The 19,726-nt window shown below is 46.1% G+C and carries 19 protein-coding genes; 7 read left to right on the forward strand and 12 right to left on the reverse strand.

Annotated features, from left to right (window positions below):
- Positions 1 to 36 precede the first annotated feature (36 nt).
- The 8 genes from AC1DE7_RS14570 to AC1DE7_RS14605 form a co-directional block, all read right to left on the reverse strand.
- Positions 37 to 1,692, reverse strand: coding sequence for an extracellular solute-binding protein (locus AC1DE7_RS14570; protein WP_083669860.1), 1,656 nt, complete (start codon positions 1,690 to 1,692; stop codon positions 37 to 39).
- A gap of 60 nt (positions 1,693 to 1,752) precedes the next feature.
- The gene (locus tag AC1DE7_RS14575; RefSeq protein WP_036606256.1) at positions 1,753 to 2,622 is read right to left on the reverse strand and encodes a carbohydrate ABC transporter permease; all 870 of its coding nucleotides are present in this window, start codon (positions 2,620 to 2,622) and stop codon (positions 1,753 to 1,755) included.
- A 14-nt stretch (positions 2,623 to 2,636) separates the two neighbouring features.
- Positions 2,637 to 3,554, reverse strand: coding sequence for an ABC transporter permease (locus AC1DE7_RS14580; RefSeq protein ID WP_047844113.1), 918 nt, complete (start codon positions 3,552 to 3,554; stop codon positions 2,637 to 2,639).
- A 271-nt stretch (positions 3,555 to 3,825) separates the two neighbouring features.
- On the reverse strand, positions 3,826 to 4,890 hold the full coding sequence (locus AC1DE7_RS14585; protein WP_127547327.1) for a response regulator transcription factor: 1,065 nt from the start codon (positions 4,888 to 4,890) through the stop codon (positions 3,826 to 3,828).
- Positions 4,887 to 6,662 (reverse strand): cache domain-containing sensor histidine kinase, encoded by a 1,776-nt coding sequence (locus tag AC1DE7_RS14590; RefSeq protein ID WP_477534666.1) that lies wholly within the window; start codon positions 6,660 to 6,662, stop codon positions 4,887 to 4,889. The genes AC1DE7_RS14585 and AC1DE7_RS14590 overlap by 4 nt, the downstream gene beginning before the upstream one ends.
- Positions 6,663 to 6,889: 227 nt before the next feature.
- The gene (locus tag AC1DE7_RS14595; protein ID WP_477534667.1) at positions 6,890 to 7,780 is read right to left on the reverse strand and encodes a hypothetical protein; all 891 of its coding nucleotides are present in this window, start codon (positions 7,778 to 7,780) and stop codon (positions 6,890 to 6,892) included.
- Between the two features lie 266 nt (positions 7,781 to 8,046).
- Positions 8,047 to 8,778, reverse strand: coding sequence for a nuclease-related domain-containing protein (locus AC1DE7_RS14600; protein ID WP_405158632.1), 732 nt, complete (start codon positions 8,776 to 8,778; stop codon positions 8,047 to 8,049).
- Between the two features lie 277 nt (positions 8,779 to 9,055).
- On the reverse strand, positions 9,056 to 9,949 hold the full coding sequence (locus AC1DE7_RS14605) for an NAD(P)-dependent oxidoreductase (protein WP_477534668.1): 894 nt from the start codon (positions 9,947 to 9,949) through the stop codon (positions 9,056 to 9,058).
- Between the two features lie 195 nt (positions 9,950 to 10,144).
- Here AC1DE7_RS14605 and AC1DE7_RS14610 point away from each other — a divergent pair, with 195 nt between their 5' ends.
- From AC1DE7_RS14610 to AC1DE7_RS14620, 3 genes are read left to right on the forward strand one after another with little or no spacing between them, the layout of a single operon-like run.
- Positions 10,145 to 11,266, forward strand: a complete 1,122-nt coding sequence (locus AC1DE7_RS14610) for a GerAB/ArcD/ProY family transporter (protein ID WP_477534669.1) — start codon at positions 10,145 to 10,147, stop codon at positions 11,264 to 11,266.
- The gene (locus tag AC1DE7_RS14615; RefSeq protein ID WP_477534670.1) at positions 11,238 to 12,740 is read left to right on the forward strand and encodes a spore germination protein; all 1,503 of its coding nucleotides are present in this window, start codon (positions 11,238 to 11,240) and stop codon (positions 12,738 to 12,740) included. The genes AC1DE7_RS14610 and AC1DE7_RS14615 overlap by 29 nt, the downstream gene beginning before the upstream one ends.
- Positions 12,737 to 13,900: a Ger(x)C family spore germination protein gene (locus tag AC1DE7_RS14620; protein WP_477534671.1), complete on the forward strand. Its 1,164-nt coding sequence runs from the start codon at positions 12,737 to 12,739 to the stop codon at positions 13,898 to 13,900. Before AC1DE7_RS14615 ends, AC1DE7_RS14620 begins: the two co-directional genes overlap by 4 nt.
- Positions 13,901 to 14,035: 135 nt before the next feature.
- Here the strand turns inward: AC1DE7_RS14620 and AC1DE7_RS14625 are convergent, their stop codons facing one another.
- Both AC1DE7_RS14625 and AC1DE7_RS14630 read right to left on the reverse strand, forming a co-directional pair.
- Complete coding sequence (locus AC1DE7_RS14625; protein WP_127547333.1) at positions 14,036 to 14,611, reverse strand: hypothetical protein; 576 nt, start codon at positions 14,609 to 14,611, stop codon at positions 14,036 to 14,038.
- Between the two features lie 297 nt (positions 14,612 to 14,908).
- A complete protein-coding gene (locus AC1DE7_RS14630) occupies positions 14,909 to 15,271 on the reverse strand; it encodes a hypothetical protein (RefSeq protein ID WP_076253400.1) in 363 nt (120 codons plus the stop codon).
- A 102-nt stretch (positions 15,272 to 15,373) separates the two neighbouring features.
- On the opposite strand from AC1DE7_RS14630, the gene AC1DE7_RS14635 reads away from it, so the two are divergent.
- The 4 genes from AC1DE7_RS14635 (at position 15,374) to AC1DE7_RS14650 (ending at position 17,392) form a co-directional block, all read left to right on the forward strand.
- Entirely contained in the window at positions 15,374 to 15,703 is a 330-nt protein-coding gene (locus AC1DE7_RS14635; protein WP_255319786.1) for a hypothetical protein, read from the forward strand.
- A gap of 141 nt (positions 15,704 to 15,844) precedes the next feature.
- Entirely contained in the window at positions 15,845 to 16,378 is a 534-nt protein-coding gene (locus tag AC1DE7_RS14640) for a hypothetical protein (protein WP_477534672.1), read from the forward strand.
- A gap of 515 nt (positions 16,379 to 16,893) precedes the next feature.
- Positions 16,894 to 17,043: a hypothetical protein gene (locus AC1DE7_RS14645; protein WP_308599590.1), complete on the forward strand. Its 150-nt coding sequence runs from the start codon at positions 16,894 to 16,896 to the stop codon at positions 17,041 to 17,043.
- Positions 17,044 to 17,065: 22 nt separating this feature from the next.
- The gene (locus AC1DE7_RS14650) at positions 17,066 to 17,392 is read left to right on the forward strand and encodes a DUF1433 domain-containing protein (protein WP_477534673.1); all 327 of its coding nucleotides are present in this window, start codon (positions 17,066 to 17,068) and stop codon (positions 17,390 to 17,392) included.
- 490 nt (positions 17,393 to 17,882) lie between these two features.
- Here the strand turns inward: AC1DE7_RS14650 and AC1DE7_RS14655 are convergent, their stop codons facing one another.
- Together AC1DE7_RS14655 and AC1DE7_RS14660 are read right to left on the reverse strand one after the other, a co-directional pair.
- Positions 17,883 to 18,164, reverse strand: coding sequence for a hypothetical protein (locus AC1DE7_RS14655; RefSeq protein WP_036672575.1), 282 nt, complete (start codon positions 18,162 to 18,164; stop codon positions 17,883 to 17,885).
- Between the two features lie 166 nt (positions 18,165 to 18,330).
- Entirely contained in the window at positions 18,331 to 19,629 is a 1,299-nt protein-coding gene (locus AC1DE7_RS14660; RefSeq protein ID WP_477534674.1) for a galactokinase, read from the reverse strand.
- Positions 19,630 to 19,726 lie beyond the last annotated feature (97 nt).

The raw sequence follows: 19,726 nt of genomic DNA on the forward strand, positions 1-19,726 counted from the left end.
AATTATAAATTTCATGAATGATTTGAATCCGTGAATTTATTCCGATTTTTCAAAATCAGCCTGTTGTTGTTCATAGATTTCATAGAAGTCGTCCCAGACTAGTACATTATCCTTTTCCTTGCTCCACCAGTCTTTGTACCATGCTTCAATCTCCGGGCCCCCGCCTTGCTCCCACTTCTGCTGTGCTTCCGTTGCAGCCTGTTCGACTGTATATTTGCTTCCGCCAATGATGGAGCGGGTAAAGATATCGTTGATCGCTGTTGTCACATTGGTCAACTTCACCTGAAGCTCCTTGGGTAGCTGCGGCATATGTTCCGAATGGGTAACACCCTCTCCTACAGGAAGATCCGTCATGTATACCTCACGCGCTTCCTTGAATAGTCGAAGTCCTTCCTTCTGCGATGGGATCTCTTCGCTGAACAGCATTTCTGTGTACCCGCATTTGCCTTCCTCCAGACGGCTGTACAACATGGCGTAATCGCCTGCCCAGCTGATCTCCTGCTTATATTTCTCCTGATCCGAGATGCGCGGACAGCCTTGATCGTTCAGCGTATAATGCGTGTTTTCAAATCCATTTTTGAAGGTTCGACCTGACTCTGTTTTGGTCAGAAAATCGATATATTGCATAACTGCTTCCGGATTTTTGGCTCGTGAATTTACAGCTGCAGTCATCTGAACCGGGTTATTCCACACCATCGTGTGCTGTCCTACGGACGTTGTTGGCAGAGCGATGACCTTTAATTTGGCTTCAGGAACATTCTGCATCAGTGTATCCAGTTCCTTCGCTGCAAACCCGGTATAATCCGAAGTCATGGCCGCGTACATACCGATTTTGCCATTCAGGAAATCCTGCTTTGCCTTGGCCCCGTCCTTGTCGGTCAATAAGTCCTTATCCACCACTCCTGCTTCATATAATGCACGTTTGAATGCCGTGGCTTCTTTCATGTTGTTGGGACCAACCACCATCTCCCCGTCCTCCACATTCACCCAGTTGGCGTTGTACATATAGCGGAACAGACCCGCTGTATCGCCGAACTGAAATCCACCGATGCCGTATGTATCCTTAGCTCCGTTTCCATCGGGATCATTCTCCGTGAATGCCTTGGCTACCGCCAGCATCTCTTCCTCATTGGTCGGTACCTCCAGATTCAACTTTTCCAACCAGTCTTCCCGAATAAAAAAGCTCGTTAGTGGAAACACCTCGTTCATACGTCCCACTTCATAGAGCTTACCATCGCTTTTGATGCCAGCCTTCTTGAGCTGGGGATATTTCTCCATCAAGGCTTTGTATTCCACACTCGAGTTCTCGATCAACTCATCCAGTGGCATCAGCTGTTTTTGATTAAACAGAGTGTTACGGATGGGCGTACCGAATTCAAAAATGATATCCGGTGCACTGCCAGAAGCGAATAATACGTTAAGTTTCGACTGAGATTCCCAGCGGGGAACTGCTGTATATTTTACATTAGCCGGGCCATTCTCGTTAATCCACTTGGACCACATATTATCTTCGATCGTACCCATGCCGCTTGGGACCGCGCCCCGATCATAGATCGTTGACGTAATGTTCCCCCTGTTGCCTTCGCCCTCCGCCTGTTCGCTACCTTTACCTCCTGTACATCCCGCCAGCAAACCACCGATCAAGCCCAGAACGAGACCCGACTTCATCCATGCCTTCATCGTTAACGCCATAGATAAGACCCTCTTTCTCTCCTGTAATATGAACCCATGCGGGTTAACCCACAGCCTGCTTTAACCTTTAATTGATCCAAGCATGACCCCTTTAACGAAGTACTTCTGCAAGAACGGATACACAGCCAAAATGGGTATGACCATCACAATGACAGCTGCTGCCCGGATGCCTTCCGGGGTCAGATTCGATATCATCGTTGGATCGGTAAAATCCTGTACATTCAGATTGGACATAATCATATTTTGGACAAGCACGGTCATGTTGTATTTGGACGTATCATTGATATAAATCATCACACTCATGAACGAATTCCAGTAACCCACGCCGTAAAAGAGAGCAATAGTCGCCAGCAAAGGTTTGGATAATGGCAACACGATTCGGAACAAAAGCCCCAGTTCACCACAACCATCGATGCGCGCAGCCTCGTCCACTTCCCCCGGCAGATTTTCAAAATAAGATCGCATAATCAGCATGTTGTACGTGCTTACCAGACCCGGTAGCCAAAGCGCGCCGTAACTGTTCACAAGACCGAGATTTTGCACAACCAAATAAGTCGGGATGAGTCCACCGTTAAAAATCATCGTGAACACCATCGCCATCGTAAAGAAGCGCCGGTGGTAAAAATGTCTACGTGACAGCGGATATGCCGCCATAATCGTCACCGCCATGCTGAGCCCTGTACCGATCAATGTGATCTCCACACTGTTCCAGAATGCATTCAGAATCGGCGTTCCCGTAATTAGGCTGTGATAGGAGAACCAGGTGAAATCGACGGGCCATAACCCCACTTGACCTGAAACAACCGCTCTCGCATCACTAAATGACAAAGCAACAATGTTCAGTAAGGGCAGGATACAGCTGACGGCAACCAATGACAACAATACATAATTGATTAGATAAAAGACTTTTTCTCCTTTGGTTTTTCTCATGCTGTTCTCCCTCCCTACCACAAACCTTCGTTAAATCGACGCGCGATATAATTTGCACTGAAAATGAGGATAAATGCAACCAGTGATTCGAACAATCCCATCGCTGTTGTCAGGCTGAACTGTGCTCCCTGTAGACCGGTGCGGTAGATATAGGTACTGATTACATCTGCTATCTCATTGACATTGGAATTCTGAAGCATATACACCTGGTCGAATCCGACCTCCATCACCCGCCCCATCGACAAAATCAGCAGGAGAATAATGGTAGAGCGTATACCCGGAAGGGTGACATGCCAGATCTGGCGCATTTTGCTGGCCCCATCCATCTGTGCAGCCTCGTATTGACTCGGATCAATGGTCGTTAGTGCCGCGAGAAAAATGATGGCATTAAAGCCCATGTCCTTCCAGATCCCTGAGCCAACAAACACCGCTACCCACGAACCCTTGTTGTACATGAACGGATAAGGCGCTCCCGTCCAGGCCTCGACCCAGCGGTTGACGATCCCATTTTCCAAAGAGAAAACCGTCATGATCATCATCGCAATGATGACCCAGGAAAAGAAGTGTGGCATATAGACCACCGTCTGCACCGTTCGCTTAAAGGCCATGTTTCGCACTTCATTTAGCATAATGGCCAGAATGATCGGAATGGGAAACCCGATAATGATGCTTAACAGACTGAGGAACAAGGTGTTGCGAATAATCTCCACCGTGCGCGGATCACTGAACAGCGTCTGAAAATGCTGAAAGCCCACCCATGGACTGTTCCACAGCCCATCATAGAAGTTGTAATCCTTAAAGGCCATGACCAGCCCTCCGATGGGTGCATAACGAAAGGTAAGGTAGAACATAATCACCGGAACAAACATCAAGATTAACGGTATATTCATCTTGAATCGTCGAAGCCGCTGCTGCCGAATCCGATGCTTCATTTCACTGTCCGGCGGTTGTAATCCAGACGGCGGACCTGCGGTCAGTTCCCCCTTCACATCCATCACTCCTCTCTGCTGTTGATGTACTATAGTTGTATTTTAGATAAAAATGTAAGCGTAAACATTTGTTATTTAACGATCCTTTTATAATTTTCTACGCAAAAATAACCCCACATGGTGGGGTTGCCCTTGGAAACAAACAGATATTAAGAGGAGGCTTCTCTTTAATTGTGACCCTGCAGCAGTTCAAGGGGGATTGCTACCGGGCACTTCACTTGGCTACTTGCTTGCGATATTCGCGGGGCGATACCCCCGTCATCTGTTTGAATACAGTTGTAAAATAACTGGAGTTATCGAACCCGGTCAGTTCCGCGATATCTGCCATGCTCTGCCGAGTGCTGTGCAGCAGTAGCTTCGCCTTATCAATTCGGCGCTTGCTGACATATTGGCTGAAGCCTTGTCCTGTTTCTTTTTTGAACAAATGGCTCAAGTAGTTGGGTGTCACATGAACATGGGCAGCCACGGCCTGCAACGTGCATGTGCTGGAATAGTTCATTTCAATATACTGTATAACACGTGTAACAACATGATCCTGCTGTTCCTGAGTTAGCCGCATCAGCATATCCACCCACTCTTCGCTCTTGCATCTGGCCCAAGCGATGACTTCAGGTATGGTATGAATCCAGAGCAGTGGATCTGGGGCAGTTGAGTCCATACCACTGGATTCCTGAGGCTGAAGCTGTTGTACCAGTAAGTCCGTCATGACCTTCATAAGCATATGAATCTCCGCTTTGCCTTGTGACAAGCTCATCCCGGACGCTTCTTCCAGCAACATCTCGATCCGATTCATTATCGATCCGAATTGATGGTGGAGCAGCAACAAAGTCAGTTCCTCTCGCAGTCTCTCGGTACGGTCCACCTGGCTGTATTGTTCCCTGATCCGAATGTCGGACTGTTTTCGGCGATATCGTTCATGTGCCTTTTGTAACACCTGGCATGCTTCATCGAGCGAGAACGGCTTTAACAAAAATTCAATTGCTCCATATCGGATGGCACGCTGTGCATATTCGAACTCTCGATAACCTGTCAAAATGATAATCATAATGTCCAGTCCACTCTCGTGTATGCGTTCAGCCAAATCTAGACCATCCATCACAGGCATGTTGATGTCCGTAATGATTAGATCAGGTGTGCAGCTGTGTACAGCCTGTATCGCTTCTTCTCCATCGGCCGCTTCCCCAACAACCTCCCAACCGAGGGGGTTATTGCGAACCAGATGAATCAGACCCTGACGAAATAATGCTTCATCATCCACTACAAGCATACGTCCATTCAACAGAACCTACTCCTCTCAGTCACCTGAATTTCCCGGCATAAGTCCTCACCGATCTGATAAGGCAAACAAAGACGTACTAGCGTACCCTCTCCCACAGTCGACTCGATCTGTACACCGTAGGGTTCACCGTGAATCAACTCAATTCTTCGAAGTACACTCCGCATGCCAATGTGCTGACGTTCCTCATCGGCATGTGCCACTGGCTTCATAATGCGTTCAATGACCGATGCGTTCATGCCGCAGCCGTTATCTGAAATTTCAATGATGAGCAGATCCGGCTCTCCTTCATGCCCGGTATGCCGCGAGCCACGAATCTCCAGATGGCGGTTGTTCCTTTTGTCCGAGAAGGCATGAACAAAAACATTCTCCACGATGGGCTGAAGCAACAGTCGGATCACCTGACAGCGAAACAATTCAGCAGGAACGGCAATTTCAATCGACAAGGCTTCCTGATACCGGGCCTGCTGAATCTGCAGGTAGTGATCTATTTGCTTCATCTCATCCTGTACGGTCGTTAGTTGCTGCACGGGTTCCAGCGTATACTGCAGCATCTCGGACAAGGCAGTGACCAGGCGAGCCGATTTCTCATCACCAAGCATATAGAACTTCCAGAAAAACATGCTCAAGGTGTTATACAGAAAATGGGGATTCAGCTGGGCCTGAATAGCTTTGAGTTCAGCTTCTTTTTCACTGAGTTCGCGCTCATACACTTCATGTATAAGCGTATCAATCCGGGAAGCCATTGCATTGAATCGTTCACCGATGAAACCGAGCTCATCCCGTGTCTCGATCCGTACCCGTGTATCGAACTGTCCATCACGCACTCTTTTCATCGCGTTGACTAGACTCGCAAGTGGACGCAACAGTCTGCCGCTAATTACGGTAATGATGAACCAGGAGCAAAATATGCTGGCTACCGCAGAGAACACAGCAACTTTTACAATAATCTTTCCCTTGTTCTGAATCTGAGCCAGTGAGACCTTGCTGACCAGGGTGAAGCCCGCTTTGTCTGCCGTTTGCTTCGTATACAATTGGGTTGTTCCCTGCTCGTCCCTGATCTCCGTCGCCCCTAGGCTTAGCTCGGTAAGTGGGGGTGGATCCGCATCCTGATTATGAAAGGCATATAGAAGCTCACCATCTGCGTCAAACAAGTAGACAGCAACTTCCTCATTCAGTCGCAGATCTTTGAGATACGATTCGAACAACGAGGTGTTAAACAGTATTAGCATTACGCCATAGGTCTCCAGATCAACAGACCGCATTAATCGTCCCGCCAGAATCCAATTGGATTGTTCCTCCTGCAAGAAGGCATCCGGCCCCAAACGATTCCAACCATATTCGCCGCCCGTTCCTTCCAGTCTATGAACCATCTCTGCCAGATAGGAAGGATCCATCTGTTGAAATGAGCCAGCAAAGGCGCCGAGATTAAATATGTTTTCCTTCAGGTCATATATGCGGAGCCCCATGATCTCCGGTGCATCCAGCCTTACCTGATACAACTGATCATCCAGTTCATCTTCCAGCTTCATCTGATCATAGGACGAGATGCCAGAGGTCTGTGCTTTGATGGCATTTTTTACGGAGGGATTCAGTGTGATATAATCGGTGACTTTATACATGTCGTGTACCCTCGAATCCAGACGTGCAAGAATCTGCTCTGCGGTAAGACTATACTGGCGACTGACCTCTTCATTGAACAGGTCGATATGGATGCGATAGGTGATCAACCCTGTGATTCCGGAGATTAAGACCGTTGCGGTAGATAAAAACAAGATTAGCTTCGTTTTAAATTTAAAGCGTTTACAAAAGTTCATCCACCACATCTTTCACACACCTCACCTATATTCCGTACATGTCTTACTCCTAAAAACATATCATACACCTATTGGAAAAAACCAGAAAAACCCTGACCCCGCTTCAAGCGGTAGTCAGAGTTTGAAGGCATGTGATCCAGACATGTTACCGGGATGTTCCATATTAACTCTGGATCACGGCATTTTTATTCCCCGTAGATCTCTTTGACCCGTTCTTCTTCATTGGTAGACAAGAGAACATTAAGCAACCCCATGGCATTATTGGCATCGGTTCTCGTCGTCTTGTACATCTCGGCAAACGCCGCTTCATCCTGCTCCGGGTCCATCGCAGCAAGCTTGCCCCATGACGTGCGTGCTTTGTCGTATAGCGTACTCAACGTAATGTCACGCGGATGCTGTGCAACAGGTGCCATGGATTCAAATTTCGCTGTAACTCTGAAGAAATCCATCGAATCCTGGAACGATGTGCTGCTATAATCCTTATTTTTCATCGCATCCTCAGTAATTAGCAGACCTTCACGGGCGATAAACAGTGTTTTCACCAAGGCACGCTCCAGATTGGTTGCTTCTTCCCAAGTTATATAAGATTCATCAGGTGCTTGTACGGTTGTGAAAAATGGAAAGGCATCATCAATTAACCGCTGCGAATCGGAATGAATTGGAACCTCTGCATTCATGTCCACAACGGCATCACTATAGTTGGCCACATTAATATTTTTGGAACCTTCCTCACTGACTCGACGCACCGGATGATCTGTAAGCGGGATACGGATATAACCAAGTTTATCGGCATACTGCTGCTTCAACTCTTCCAGTGTGGAGTCCTTTCCAATCTTGCCGTCGTCAGTTGAAGAAGATTCTTCTGTAGTTGAACCTGTCTCCTCACTCCCCTTCGAACCGGTTGCTGCGGTTTCTGTTACAGCAGCATTTGGGCTGCTTGTTTCTGATGAAGCAACTTCTGTACCGGAAGCAGACTCCGGCAATGACGTCTCTTTCGCTCCGCCACCACAAGCTGTCAGAATCGCTGCCAAACCAAGCATAACTGTGAACGTCTTTATCATATAATTCCATTTCATCGTATAATCTTCCCCTATCGTATGTATATTCCTGAGAACCATTAACCTCTGGCTCCAAGACTTGAACACCTACTTACAAAAATATCCTTTCATATAACATGCTTGATTCACACAATTGGACATGGTCTACATTCTATCATAAGTTAAAAACCGGTTGTATACGACGATATACCTGTGTCTAAAGCCTTTTACTAGGCGCGCATTAACTACCACCGCAACGCAAAAACACTGCCGCCCGTATGGACAACAGTGTTCGTGAAGCGTAACTATTTGATCCCTTTAGCCTTCTCCATATGCTCTGACCGAATCTGAGGATCGGTGGAATTAACCGATGATAACAGAGCGTAGATCGCCTGAATATCTTTCTCTTGATATACGGTTTCGGGAACCTCACTCTCAAGTCGTTCCGTCTTCCGCTGAATCGTTTCCACCAATTCATGATCGTAGATGATCAGTTCATCCGAATTCACATACCTCACAGCAGGATCAACACTGATGCGGCACCGGTTGGTGAAGGTCACCATAGAGACGAGACGTACTCTTTTGTAGTCTCCAAGGTGTGCATGGATGGCTTCCACATGTGCACGATGCTGCATAAGTGGATTGTACATTTTGACCCGGCTGCTGCTGACCGACCAATTGGCCTCTCTTCTTCCACCGCGAATCTCACCTGTCGTCAGATTTCTGGTTTCAATCACAAAGATTGCCCGAGGGCCGATCACAACATGATCAATCTGCGAATAACCGGAGCGTGACTTCGGATTGGTAACGAGCAGATCGTTCAGCACTTTATATTGACTTGGAAGACCTATCAGCTGATCTGCTGTACTAGGCTCCTCCGGCTGGCGTATCCAATCCCCTTCCGCCTTTTTCTTGCGCTTACTACGGACCATACGCGGGGGAATGGTTGTCGTTGATGGTAACGCTGAAGCGGAGGCTGTAATCTGGTTCGCAAGCTCTGGTTGTGTCTTGAACAGAGACAGGATTTTCTTGAACATGGGCAAGCTCCGTTCTATTATAGTGTGGGTTACGGGTGACCATTACAGGAGGAATAACATCCTTTGACACATTCATTATGTAAACTTCTATTACTTATGTCGGATAAAGCAGGGTAAAAATAAAGGGAAAACGATCAAAATCTCTCCAATACGCAAAGTACATATGAATATTTAACCAATTTCGTGACTTTAGACGCATAAACAAGCCGCAAAATTAAAAAAAACAGCGCAACCCTTTCCTGAATAGAAAAAGAATACGCTGCTGTTCTCTTGGTTGTTAAGCCTGAAGATAATAGGTGTAGAGCACCTGAGTACCCTTCTCTTCCAGACCATTATTCGCTATTTCCTGATACAGAGATTCGGCCAAAGCCAACCCAGGCGTTTTCATGCCCATCGCTTTTGCAGACTCCAGTGCAATTCCCATGTCTTTGATAAAATGTTTCACATAGAATCCAGGCTCATAATCGCCTGCGATCATGCGCGGACCGAGATTGCTGAGCGACCAGCTTCCGGCTGCACCGGTAGCAATGCTCTTTAGCACGGTCTCCGCGTCCAGACCAGATGTCTTGGCATAGGCGAGTGCTTCGCATACACCCATCATGCCAGAGGCAATGGCAATCTGGTTGCACATTTTGGTATGCTGTCCGGCTCCCGCCTTGCCTTGCAACACAATGTTGGTGCCCATCTGCTCAAACAGCGGACGCACGGCTTCAAAGGCCTCCGAACTACCACCAACCATAATGGAAAGCTTGGCGTTCTGCGCTCCGATATCACCGCCCGACACAGGCGCGTCCAGTGCATGCAGTCCTTTGCCTTCCGCAGCTTCAAAGATTCGTGCAGCCAGTAGCGGACTGGATGTTGTCATATCAATCAGATATGAACCCGGTTTGGCACTGGCTACGAGACCATCCTCACCGAGATAGATCTCCTCTACATCTTTCGGATACCCCACCATTGTGATGATGACATCACACGCGGCAGCCAGTTTGCCTGGTGTGTCATGCCATACGGCACCTTCCTTCACCAATGCTTCCGCTTTGGCAGCAGTTCGCGTGTACACATGCAGCGGATATCCCGCTTGCTGGATGTGCCCAGCCATGCTTTTACCCATCACGCCTGTACCAATAAAGCCAACTTTTGTCTCTCCAGGTGCCTTCGTTGTATTTGTCATCGCAGGTTTCCTCCCTATTTCTCTATGCTTCGCTCAGTGCTTGTCTTCGACATTGCTATATCTGTATGTTAAAGCTTTCTGCGTAGTCCGTCCATATCGCTTGCAGCTTTCTGTGAAAAAATCTGAAAAAGGAATCAACTTCCTGTATGCTGTACAACCTAACGGAAACTTCCTTCATTGGAAAGGAGGATTCGCATGAGTCGTGAAAAAGGTCAAATTACCATCTGGTTATCCTTTTCCATCATTTTATTAAGTGCCGGACTGGTCTGCCATGTCTTGTCTATCCCAGCAATACTCGAAGCTGGCGGCAGAGACGGATGGTTGTCTGTCGTGGCGGCTGGCCCTTTTTTCATGTTGTTTCTATGCATGATGTATATCATCATTCGGCGAGTACGTGGACAGCGATTAACAGATTGGATTACGCGAGAATTCGGGGCGGTCCCTTCCTGGATCTTCCGAATCTCCGCTTCCATTCTGCTGTTCACGCTTGGCACACATACGTTGTATGAGACAACCAACTGGACCGTATCCACGTATCTTCAATTCACACCTCCCTATGTTCTGGCAGGTGGCGGAGCACTGGTTGCTGCGTGGGCAGCGGCTAAAGGCATACGCTCCATTGCGATGACTTCCAGTCTGCTGCTGCCCTTTGTAATTTTGCTAGGTTATTTTGTAATGTCCGCCAATATGAAATACAAAGACTACAGTCTATTGTTCCCGATTATGGAGAACGGCATGGGTCCCGTGTGGCGGGGCATGATCTACTCCCTTGCCGGGCTTATGGAAATCTGGATTCTCATGTTATTCCAACATGAAGTCAAAGGCAAAATTCGTTGGTGGTATGTTTTGATCCTCGGCGTGTTTATGCTCAGTATGGCGATCGGACCAACCATCGGGGCCATCGTGGAATTCGGTCCTGAAGAAGCAGCCAAACAACGAAACAGTCCCTATGAGCAATGGAAACTTGTGAATATTGGAAAACTGTTGCAACACGTTGATTTTCTATCCATCTATCAGTGGCTTAGTGGTTCCTTCGCAAGGGTTGCCATATCCATGTATCTCATCGTGGATCTGCTGAATTTCCGCAGACCGAAGAAACGATATATCGCCATTCTTACCATTACCGTCATTATGAGCTTCATGGCGATGCAATGGTGGCGCATTGATTACGTCGACTATTATGTGGACCATATTCAGTTCCCGGTCATGCTCGCCTATGTCTCCGCCGTTACGGTGATATTAACGATTGCTGCATTAATCCATAAAAAAGACAAGGAGGCTCCCGATCATGCCGATCTCAACCCAGCCCAAAAATAATCGTGACGTTGAACCGTTCCGAATGAACGAGCATAACCTGAACACCTTTTTTGCCGGATCTGATGATGTCATCATCAATAGTCATATGATCGGAGAACCTCCGATGCAACTCCTTATGACCTATTGCAGCGGTATGGTAGATAGTGAAGCGATCTACGATATTATTCTCCCGGAACTCAAACGAACATATGAAAATACACACTTTATCCGTACATCCGACATTGAAAAGTGCATCAGCCTGGATTGGACCCGAATGGATCTGCAAGACCCGGCATATGGCACCGAACTGATGTCTCTCCGTGTTTTTGAAGGTCATATGTTGATCTGTATTCCTTCCCTGCAAACCATGTGGAGTATTGATATATCTAACATCCCTACTCGAACACCGGAGGAATCGACCACCGAAGTTTCGATCCGCGGGGCAAGAGATGGGTTCATTGAACCCCTTGCCGTCAATGTTGCCTTGATACGCACCCGTCTGCGTACGAACCAACTGACCTGCAATATCGAACTGATCGGTACACGTTCTGCAACCAAGGTGGCATTGATGTATATCAAGAATATCGCCAATCCGGAGCTAATCGAAGACGTCCAGGATCGGTTGCGTAAGATTGAGACCGAACGCATCTTGACCGCCAATGAACTGGAAGAATTGCTGTCGCCTTCGAAGATTACTTTGTTTCCCGTCACCCATTATACGGGCAGGCCTGACTTTGCTGCAGAATGTCTCCTGAATGGACGTTTTATCCTCATTGTAGACGGCAATCCCAGCGCCATTATTGGGCCAGTCAATCTGTTTCTTTTGCTCAAATCCCCGGAGGATGCCAGCTTTCCCTTCTTGCCTGTGAACGTAGGACGGATGCTGCGCTTTCTTGGCCTGATGATCACCGTGTTCCTGCCTGGCTTTTATATTGCGCTGACATCCTTTCATATGGATCAGATCCCCTTTCCTCTAGTCGCGACGATCTCGGTTGGACGCATGGGACTTCCGATGGAATCGGGAATGGAGATGTTTCTCATTATGCTGCTGATGGAGCTGTTCCGTGAGGCAGGGGTGCGTTTGCCAAGTGCCATCGGCCAGACACTAACTGTCGTTGGAGGTCTGATTATCGGAGATTCCGCCATTCGAGCCGGCATGGTCTCTCCCCTCATGATTGTCATCATCGCAGTTACCGTCGTAGCTGGAGCAACCATTGTGAATCAGGTCATGACCAGTTCTGTGCTGATCCTGCGGTTCCTTTGTTTTGTCCTGGGGGCATCCCTCGGCATCTATGGGTTCATCCTGTCGTTGATTATGTTCCTCATCTACCTGACCGATCTCAAATCATTTGGTATTCCATATCTCACGCCGTTAACACCGCTTCATTTCAAACAAGCGATAGCTTCATTATTCAAACTGCCAAAGGGGTTAGGTAAACGAAGACCCGTCTATCTCGAGACCCAGGAGCCCCGCAAGAAAGGGAACGAACGATGAAACGTTTGTTACAGCGATGTTTGCTGGGTTTGTTAAGCCTATCGATGTGCGTGATGACGAGTGGGTGCTGGAGTGCCTTTGAGATTCAACAGGTAGACTACGCCAAAGCATTTGGGATTGATTATAAGGACGGCATGTATCACCTGTATGTGCAAACGCTGGATTTTGCCAGTGTCGCCAAAAGTGAAAGTTCAACCAAAAGTGCAGATACACCGCCTGTATGGGTCGGACATGCCGAAGGGAAAACCATGAGTCTGGCGCTGAACGAACTGTTCCGTACGGCTCAATTACACATGGCTTGGGGACATGTGACAGCCATCGTTATGGCCGAAGGTGTGCTGACAAGCAAACATATCAAAGAAGTGTTCGACATGCTGGGACGGTTTCCAGAATCCCGTTATACAACCTGGGTGTATGGAACACGAGAGCCTCTGGAGAAAATCCTGAGTGCAACGTCCATCTATAATATGTCGCCACTGGACAGCATTCTTCACAACCCGCTCCCCACTTATATGGAAGAATCGTTGTACCCGCCTGTGCTTAGTTTTAAGCTCATTGCAACACATAATGATCCCGCTACCACGACGTATCTGCCGAGTCTTGCATTGAACGATACCCAGTGGGCTGAGAATGAGAAAAAACATGATTTGTTTCTGGTGGAAGGGGCCTTTTTCGAAAAGACTGGCTATGACTTTGAATATTTCCCACGCAGTCAGCTTCCCGGTTATCACTGGCTAATCAAAGACATGCGGCGGGCCCCTCTACTTGTCCAGAAGGATGGAACGATCTACGGGGCGCTCAGTGTAGGATTACCAAAGATCAAAATTAAACCTGTCATTCAGGGTGAAGACGTTACGTTCAACATTGATGCCCACTACCTCACTGCCCTGTACGAATACCTGGTGCCCACCTCTTATGAGAAGATGATCCAGATTAGTGAAGTGAAGTTGCGGGAGCAGATCATGCAGACCTATCGTCACGGCCTTGAGCGTGGTGTGGATATTTACGGTCTTCAGGAGAAGCTGTATCGCAAAAATCCAAAGCTCTGGCGTAAGTTATCAAACAATGGGAGCAAGATGATGCTTACCGAAGACTCGATTAAAGATCTGAAAATCCATCTCACCATCCCATATACAGGGAAATATAAACGGAAAGTATAGCAAGAACGCGAAATACCCCTTGTCCGGTATGCAGCCGGATAAGGGGTGTTTGTGTAGATGGAGGTAGTTCGTTTGTAGTTCGGGTCATGCGGATCTATGACAGCGAAGTTTCCATTCCATAAGCCAGCCTGCTTCCTAATCCTCACTATCGAGAGATGAGTATATGATGTGACCTTCATCATTTAATCCTTTTATGTCCCATATCATCTCGTGAATCGGCTGCTGGATTACCGCATACCACAACCTGCCGTTGGATTGATTGGAAGACGATTTCACGATATCCGCTTCTAACCGTGAAGATGCCAGATTTGGTTCGTAGCGAATATGCACCTGAGTAATGTCAGCATCGTGGAGATACCCGTATATAATATAGATCATTTTGCCTTTAGACTCCTCGTATCCTGATATATGAGAAGTAAGCGGCTCGGAAGGATTATCCTGCAGACCACCGCCCATTCTGGCCAGTTCGGAGAACCACATCTTTTGCTGGATCAAAGCAGGAGTCAGGTTATTCGTAGTGAGATCTTGATATAAAACCAATTGTGTTCGCGGTTCAATAGTTGTAACTAGCTTTACCTGTTCTGGGGGAATACCTTTTTCGCTTAAGATTGTGTCGATGTCCTGCGGACCACAAGAGCGTATCAAAAACAGAGCGACCAGTACAAAGAACAACACGTACGCTACCCGTTTACGGTTGCTTGTCTTGGGCATAGATTAACCTCTCCTTAAAATTGAATCTTTATAAACAATAAATTATTGTAGAAATGGTATGTCAGATAGTGCTGCACCGAAGTAATCTACCAGCATCCATGCAACGATCCATAACAGTGGCAAATGCGATCAACGGCCAGATCAGTAATGTCAGACCGTACATTAAGGTGAAAATCATGATGTACAAGAAACTTCTTTCTTTATTTCTTGTTATATCTTTGCTTAACAATGAACTCTCTCCCATGCGTTCATTTTATTTAAAAAAACGGCCAACGGCCGCCTTCTCTCAACTAACTTTCACTTCTTATAATAATGCATCACCCGCAACCGAGTAGTCAGGATTAAGGTCTGAGGAATGAGCACAAAAACAATATACATAAGTACAATTAACCATAGATGTGCGGCAAAATGTTCTGCACCGAACGATGGTTTCGGACGTTCAATCCAATACCACCAACACGGGATGGCAATAAACCATGTCAATCCTGTCGAGAGGAACAAGTCTTTCACATCGCTCCATAGAAAGCAGAACACCGCGACGAACAAGATGGGCATAATCCATGAATCCAATATTGGCCCCCAGCTCTGGAAGACAAATATAATGGCCGGATACAGAAGATTGATGGTCCAGCGCCAGATGTTATTAGTATAAAGATTCATAAAACTTCTCACCTCGTTACATTCCGTTGCAATTGTACTAGCAGAAAAATTAGAATAAAAGTGTCGTTAGATTTTATCACCAAATAGGAGAATGAAAGCTTGATGAAAACAAAACTTTTGGCTATATTCTTACTTGTTTTTACACTTGCAATAGGAGGATGTTCTAGCCTGTCCACATCAGATAAGCAAAACATTCTTGAAAAAGCTACACCCGTCAGTATCCAATACATTAAGGATTATTTCGACGCAGACTTTGTCATCACGAGTCATGATATTGACGACCCTTCGATCCACTCCCGCTTGTACCTGTATGGTCATGTAACGGGTCATGAAGATGAGCACATTACCGTTTCATATAACTATGACACACGGGAAGTCATCAGTGTGACAGGACCGGGGTGGTTCATCGATAGCCGCAATCCAAAAAAGTAAGATCCGTCTAAACTGCAATGATACATACAGTTAGCTCGTTCTTTGCCTTTGTTAATTATGAGAAAGAAATGAACAGATGAAGCATGATTTTGGATATTATTGCTCATACTACCTTCAGGAAATTATCGAAGGAGTGACAGCATGAGGTTAAAAAGTATCATCGCCGTTGGAGCCGTGTTAACCTGCTCAACTCTGTTATGGGGCTGTGGCAATGGCACTGCGAATAATACATCCCAGCAACAGAATGACACTGTTCGTTCGGAGAGTTGGAGCGATCCCAAACGACTGGAAGCTTCCCATCTTGAGGCGCTTGAACGTATGGAGAAAGACCATATTCACCGAATGGTCTCGCTTAGCGCAAGTACAGATGGAGACAAAGTGATGACCACACTTGAACGGTCGAGCCAAAAGTTGGAGGAAATGCGACCGCTCGCCGAAATGCTCCAACATGAAGGACATCCGGCATTATTACAGCGAATCCAGGACATGTCCGGTGATATCCAAGGTTCCAAATCCGTCATTGCCGAGATGAAAAATCTGCCTCAGGACGGTAAAATTAAGATCCAGTCTGAGAATTCCGATTCTTTGCATCACATCAGCAGCTTCCGCGATTACCACCAGTATATCCAAGAGAAAATTCAAACATTGAACAGGAATACTACTGATATACACTAATCAGTTATAGCACTGCTTACCCAAGGAAAGTAAATAGTTAGGTAGGAGGATTACTTCCTACCTAACTATTTACTTATGAGCAGATTGAGACAATTACTGTATCCTACTGCAACCTTCCATGAATCGTACGTATCTTCCGTTCCTGTTGTATCAGTCGTTGCTGATCAGCGATTACGAAATCTTCTCTCCTTCGTACAAATTAAGTTAAGGCAGTTCCGAAATTTCCTTATATGTTTTATCAGTTATATAGGTATCCATAAAAACTCTTCTCTGTTTACTGATCTAAAAAGTTAAAGTATATTATAATCTACTAAGTTAACATATATAGGAGGTTAAAGATTATTTTAAAAAATATTCAATTTGTATCTTTTACTCTTATAATATTATCCCTTATATTGGGAGGATGTAACTCTATAACGAATCAAGACAAGATTATTGAAGAAGCCACTCAAGTGGGTCATCAATACTTCATTAATCACTATAATACTGAAGTGGAATTCATTGATCATAAATTTATGCCGAAAGATCTTAGCCACAATATTAGTTTGAGTGGACATGTTAAAGATCATAAGGAAACCGAAATCACTATCCTAATTGATTATGATACATTTGAAGTTCAAACAGCTGTTGTACCGAAAGAGTTACTCGACAAGAAAATCAAATAAGTTCCAACAAGGAGTGGTAGATGTGCTCAATAAAAAATATCGCACACCTCTAACCCTATTAATAATGATTTGTTTAAGTATCACTGTATTTTGCGGTTGCATATCGAACGAGCAAAAAGAAATTGTACAAAAAGCTGAGATTGCAAGCCAAGCTTATTTTAAAGAGACCTATGGAATTGATGTTCAATTTACAGGCCACAAGTTCATTCCGTCTGACTTGTCTCATACGGTGTCACTGACAGGGTACGTAAAAGGAAATAAGACCCAAGAAATATTCTCAATGGTAGATTACGATACTTATGAAGTCAAAACAGGCTCAGTGCCCGAAGACATCAAACCTCTTAAGTAGTTTATAAGAAATTTTAACTTTTAAAACTTTAGGGCCTTGTACAGATACATGGCTCTTTCATATGTAATAGTAGGGATTTCATAGCTAACCTTATCCTCTTTTTTCCAAAGAAGTAGAATCATTATAGTCCATCTTCTGTGAATCGTGTATACGACATATAAGAAATGAGCACAAAGTCTTTATAAATTTCAGGCATTAAATCTTACACATTACAAGTTATAGGACGTTGTTACCAGAATAATTTCAGTAATTTGCATAAATATGTGAAAGTAACGGTTTATAACTTTGTCAGGCAGCGACGCTCTATATACATCTTTACACTCGTCACTGCCTATACACTCATAATGCTAGCTCCTCACTCGAATCAGATACGTGAAATATGAAGCCCTCCTGATTCATCAATTGGATTACGAGCAGCAGACACAGTAATTCACTTTACACCACCACAGTCAGCGCCTGGCTTTCACACTTTTTCCTCTTCTTTACAGCTTCATTCCACCCACAACGAAACCCAGATGAACATGCTAAATAACAAGACTGGTGCAAGTGCGCCTGTGGCTAATATGATCCAAAGTGTCGCGGGCTTGATCCTTTGGCAGTATGTATCAACCTTGCGCATCCGATCTTTGCGCCACTTGGCAAACCTGAGCTGTCTGACCATCCGACTCAGAACTATTTGCCGCTGCTCGCCCTCTTCGAATTCATCGATCGCACGCCGCAACTCCTCGTATAATTGAGCCTCTTCCTGCCCAGCCACTGTAGGTGTAATCATCTGATCCTTCCTCCCATGAGAACATTATTGAGATATAGCCACTACTTAAATAACACATTACAGACCTTCAAAGTTTGAGGATTTAAAAAAAAATGAACAACCCAAAAAGCCCGGGCATAGCCCGGACTTCGTAGAATCATGTTAGAACTATATAACTGAGTGTTATTTAGCTCGCGTTAGCGATCAATGCATTCAAGCATACCGCGCCTTGTGCACGCACATTAACGACGATAATCGGCGTTTCCAGCATGTCGTGCATCCAGGACATATACTCTTCTACTTTTTCGTTCGGAAGGATCGTCAGAATAACCCCTGCGAATCCACCACCATGAATACGACAAGCGCCATCACCCAGGTTTTGCAGATAATTCTCGGTCAGTGCCAGCGCGATGCCAATCTCCTGTTCCTTCACAGCACCACTCTGATATACATTCTGCAGCCACTTCCATGATGAGTTACCGGACGCCGTAATCAGTTTCAAGAAATCAGCAAAACGTCCATCCCGCAACGCCTGAACTTGACCATCGACACGATTGTTTTCCTCCAGGAAATGAAGCGCACGTAGCACGGCACGATCCCCAGCAGATTCACGAACCTTCTTGAGGTTGGCGTAGATTGCGTCAGCTGTAATTTCCCGAACATACTCACTACCCAGCGCCTGAGCAACCGCTCTCATCTCATATGGCACAGCAGCGTAATCTTCCGTCAGATCGGCGTGGTTACCACCTGTATTCACAATGACCAATGAGTAACCGTTCTGTTGGAAATCCCATTGAACAGGCTCGATAACCGGCTGTGCAGGATTCTCAAAATCAATGGCAATCAGTCCGCCGTACGCACAAGCCATCTGATCCAGCAGACCGGAAGGTTTGTTCCAATAGTGATTCTCCGCATACTGACCTATTTTGGCCAAGGTCACAACATCCAGTGCTCCATCATTATAGAAGTGATTCAAAATCGTACAGATCAGCATCTCAAATGACGCCGATGAACTGAGTCCTGATGCCGAGAATACGTTACTGGAGATGTACGCTTGGAAGCCGCCAACCTGGTGTCCAAACTCTCCGAATCCCGCAGCCATACCGCGAATCAATGCTGTTGTGCCATCGTCTTCCGTATTTGGCGTGAGATCCGTGAGATCGATTACATATTTCTTGTCGTAGCCTTCCGAATAAAAAGTAATAACCGATTCTGCCGTTGGCGCAGCCACCGCAAGTGTATCCAGTGTGATGCTGCCCGCCAGCACTTTACCATGGTTATGATCCGTATGATTGCCGCCAATCTCGCTGCGTCCTGCTGCGCTGAACAACTTGCTTCCCTCTTGCGGGCCGAAGTACTCTTCGAACGTTGCGTTCAGCTTTGTGTAACGTGCAGTCTGTTCTTCTACTTGTGATTGTCCATACATTTGGGCAAGCAACGCTTGGCCCTCCGTGGATTGGATCAGATTCAATGGTTGTGTCGTCATTAATAATCCTCCTATGGATATGCAGCTTTTATTTTTAGACTGTTGGTGAACATGGTTGTCGCATCTGTTTCATGCCTTATTCCTCTCCCATTATCTC

The organism is Paenibacillus sp. 10L310, assembly GCF_056395745.1.

Coding starts and splice junctions, on each gene's coding strand:
- AC1DE7_RS14570 (WP_083669860.1), bottom strand. CDS start 1,692: ATGGCGTTAACGATGAAGGCATGGATGAAGTCGGGTCTCGTTCTGGGC.
- AC1DE7_RS14575 (WP_036606256.1), bottom strand. CDS start 2,622: ATGAGAAAAACCAAAGGAGAAAAAGTCTTTTATCTAATCAATTATGTA.
- AC1DE7_RS14580 (WP_047844113.1), bottom strand. CDS start 3,554: ATGAAGCATCGGATTCGGCAGCAGCGGCTTCGACGATTCAAGATGAAT.
- AC1DE7_RS14595 (WP_477534667.1), bottom strand. CDS start 7,780: ATGAAATGGAATTATATGATAAAGACGTTCACAGTTATGCTTGGTTTG.
- AC1DE7_RS14600 (WP_405158632.1), bottom strand. CDS start 8,778: ATGTTCAAGAAAATCCTGTCTCTGTTCAAGACACAACCAGAGCTTGCG.
- AC1DE7_RS14605 (WP_477534668.1), bottom strand. CDS start 9,949: ATGACAAATACAACGAAGGCACCTGGAGAGACAAAAGTTGGCTTTATT.
- AC1DE7_RS14610 (WP_477534669.1), top strand. CDS start 10,145: ATGAGTCGTGAAAAAGGTCAAATTACCATCTGGTTATCCTTTTCCATC.
- AC1DE7_RS14615 (WP_477534670.1), top strand. CDS start 11,238: ATGCCGATCTCAACCCAGCCCAAAAATAATCGTGACGTTGAACCGTTC.
- AC1DE7_RS14620 (WP_477534671.1), top strand. CDS start 12,737: ATGAAACGTTTGTTACAGCGATGTTTGCTGGGTTTGTTAAGCCTATCG.
- AC1DE7_RS14625 (WP_127547333.1), bottom strand. CDS start 14,611: ATGCCCAAGACAAGCAACCGTAAACGGGTAGCGTACGTGTTGTTCTTT.
- AC1DE7_RS14630 (WP_076253400.1), bottom strand. CDS start 15,271: ATGAATCTTTATACTAATAACATCTGGCGCTGGACCATCAATCTTCTG.
- AC1DE7_RS14635 (WP_255319786.1), top strand. CDS start 15,374: ATGAAAACAAAACTTTTGGCTATATTCTTACTTGTTTTTACACTTGCA.
- AC1DE7_RS14640 (WP_477534672.1), top strand. CDS start 15,845: ATGAGGTTAAAAAGTATCATCGCCGTTGGAGCCGTGTTAACCTGCTCA.
- AC1DE7_RS14645 (WP_308599590.1), top strand. CDS start 16,894: ATGCCGAAAGATCTTAGCCACAATATTAGTTTGAGTGGACATGTTAAA.
- AC1DE7_RS14655 (WP_036672575.1), bottom strand. CDS start 18,164: ATGATTACACCTACAGTGGCTGGGCAGGAAGAGGCTCAATTATACGAG.
- AC1DE7_RS14660 (WP_477534674.1), bottom strand. CDS start 19,629: ATGACGACACAACCATTGAATCTGATCCAATCCACGGAGGGCCAAGCG.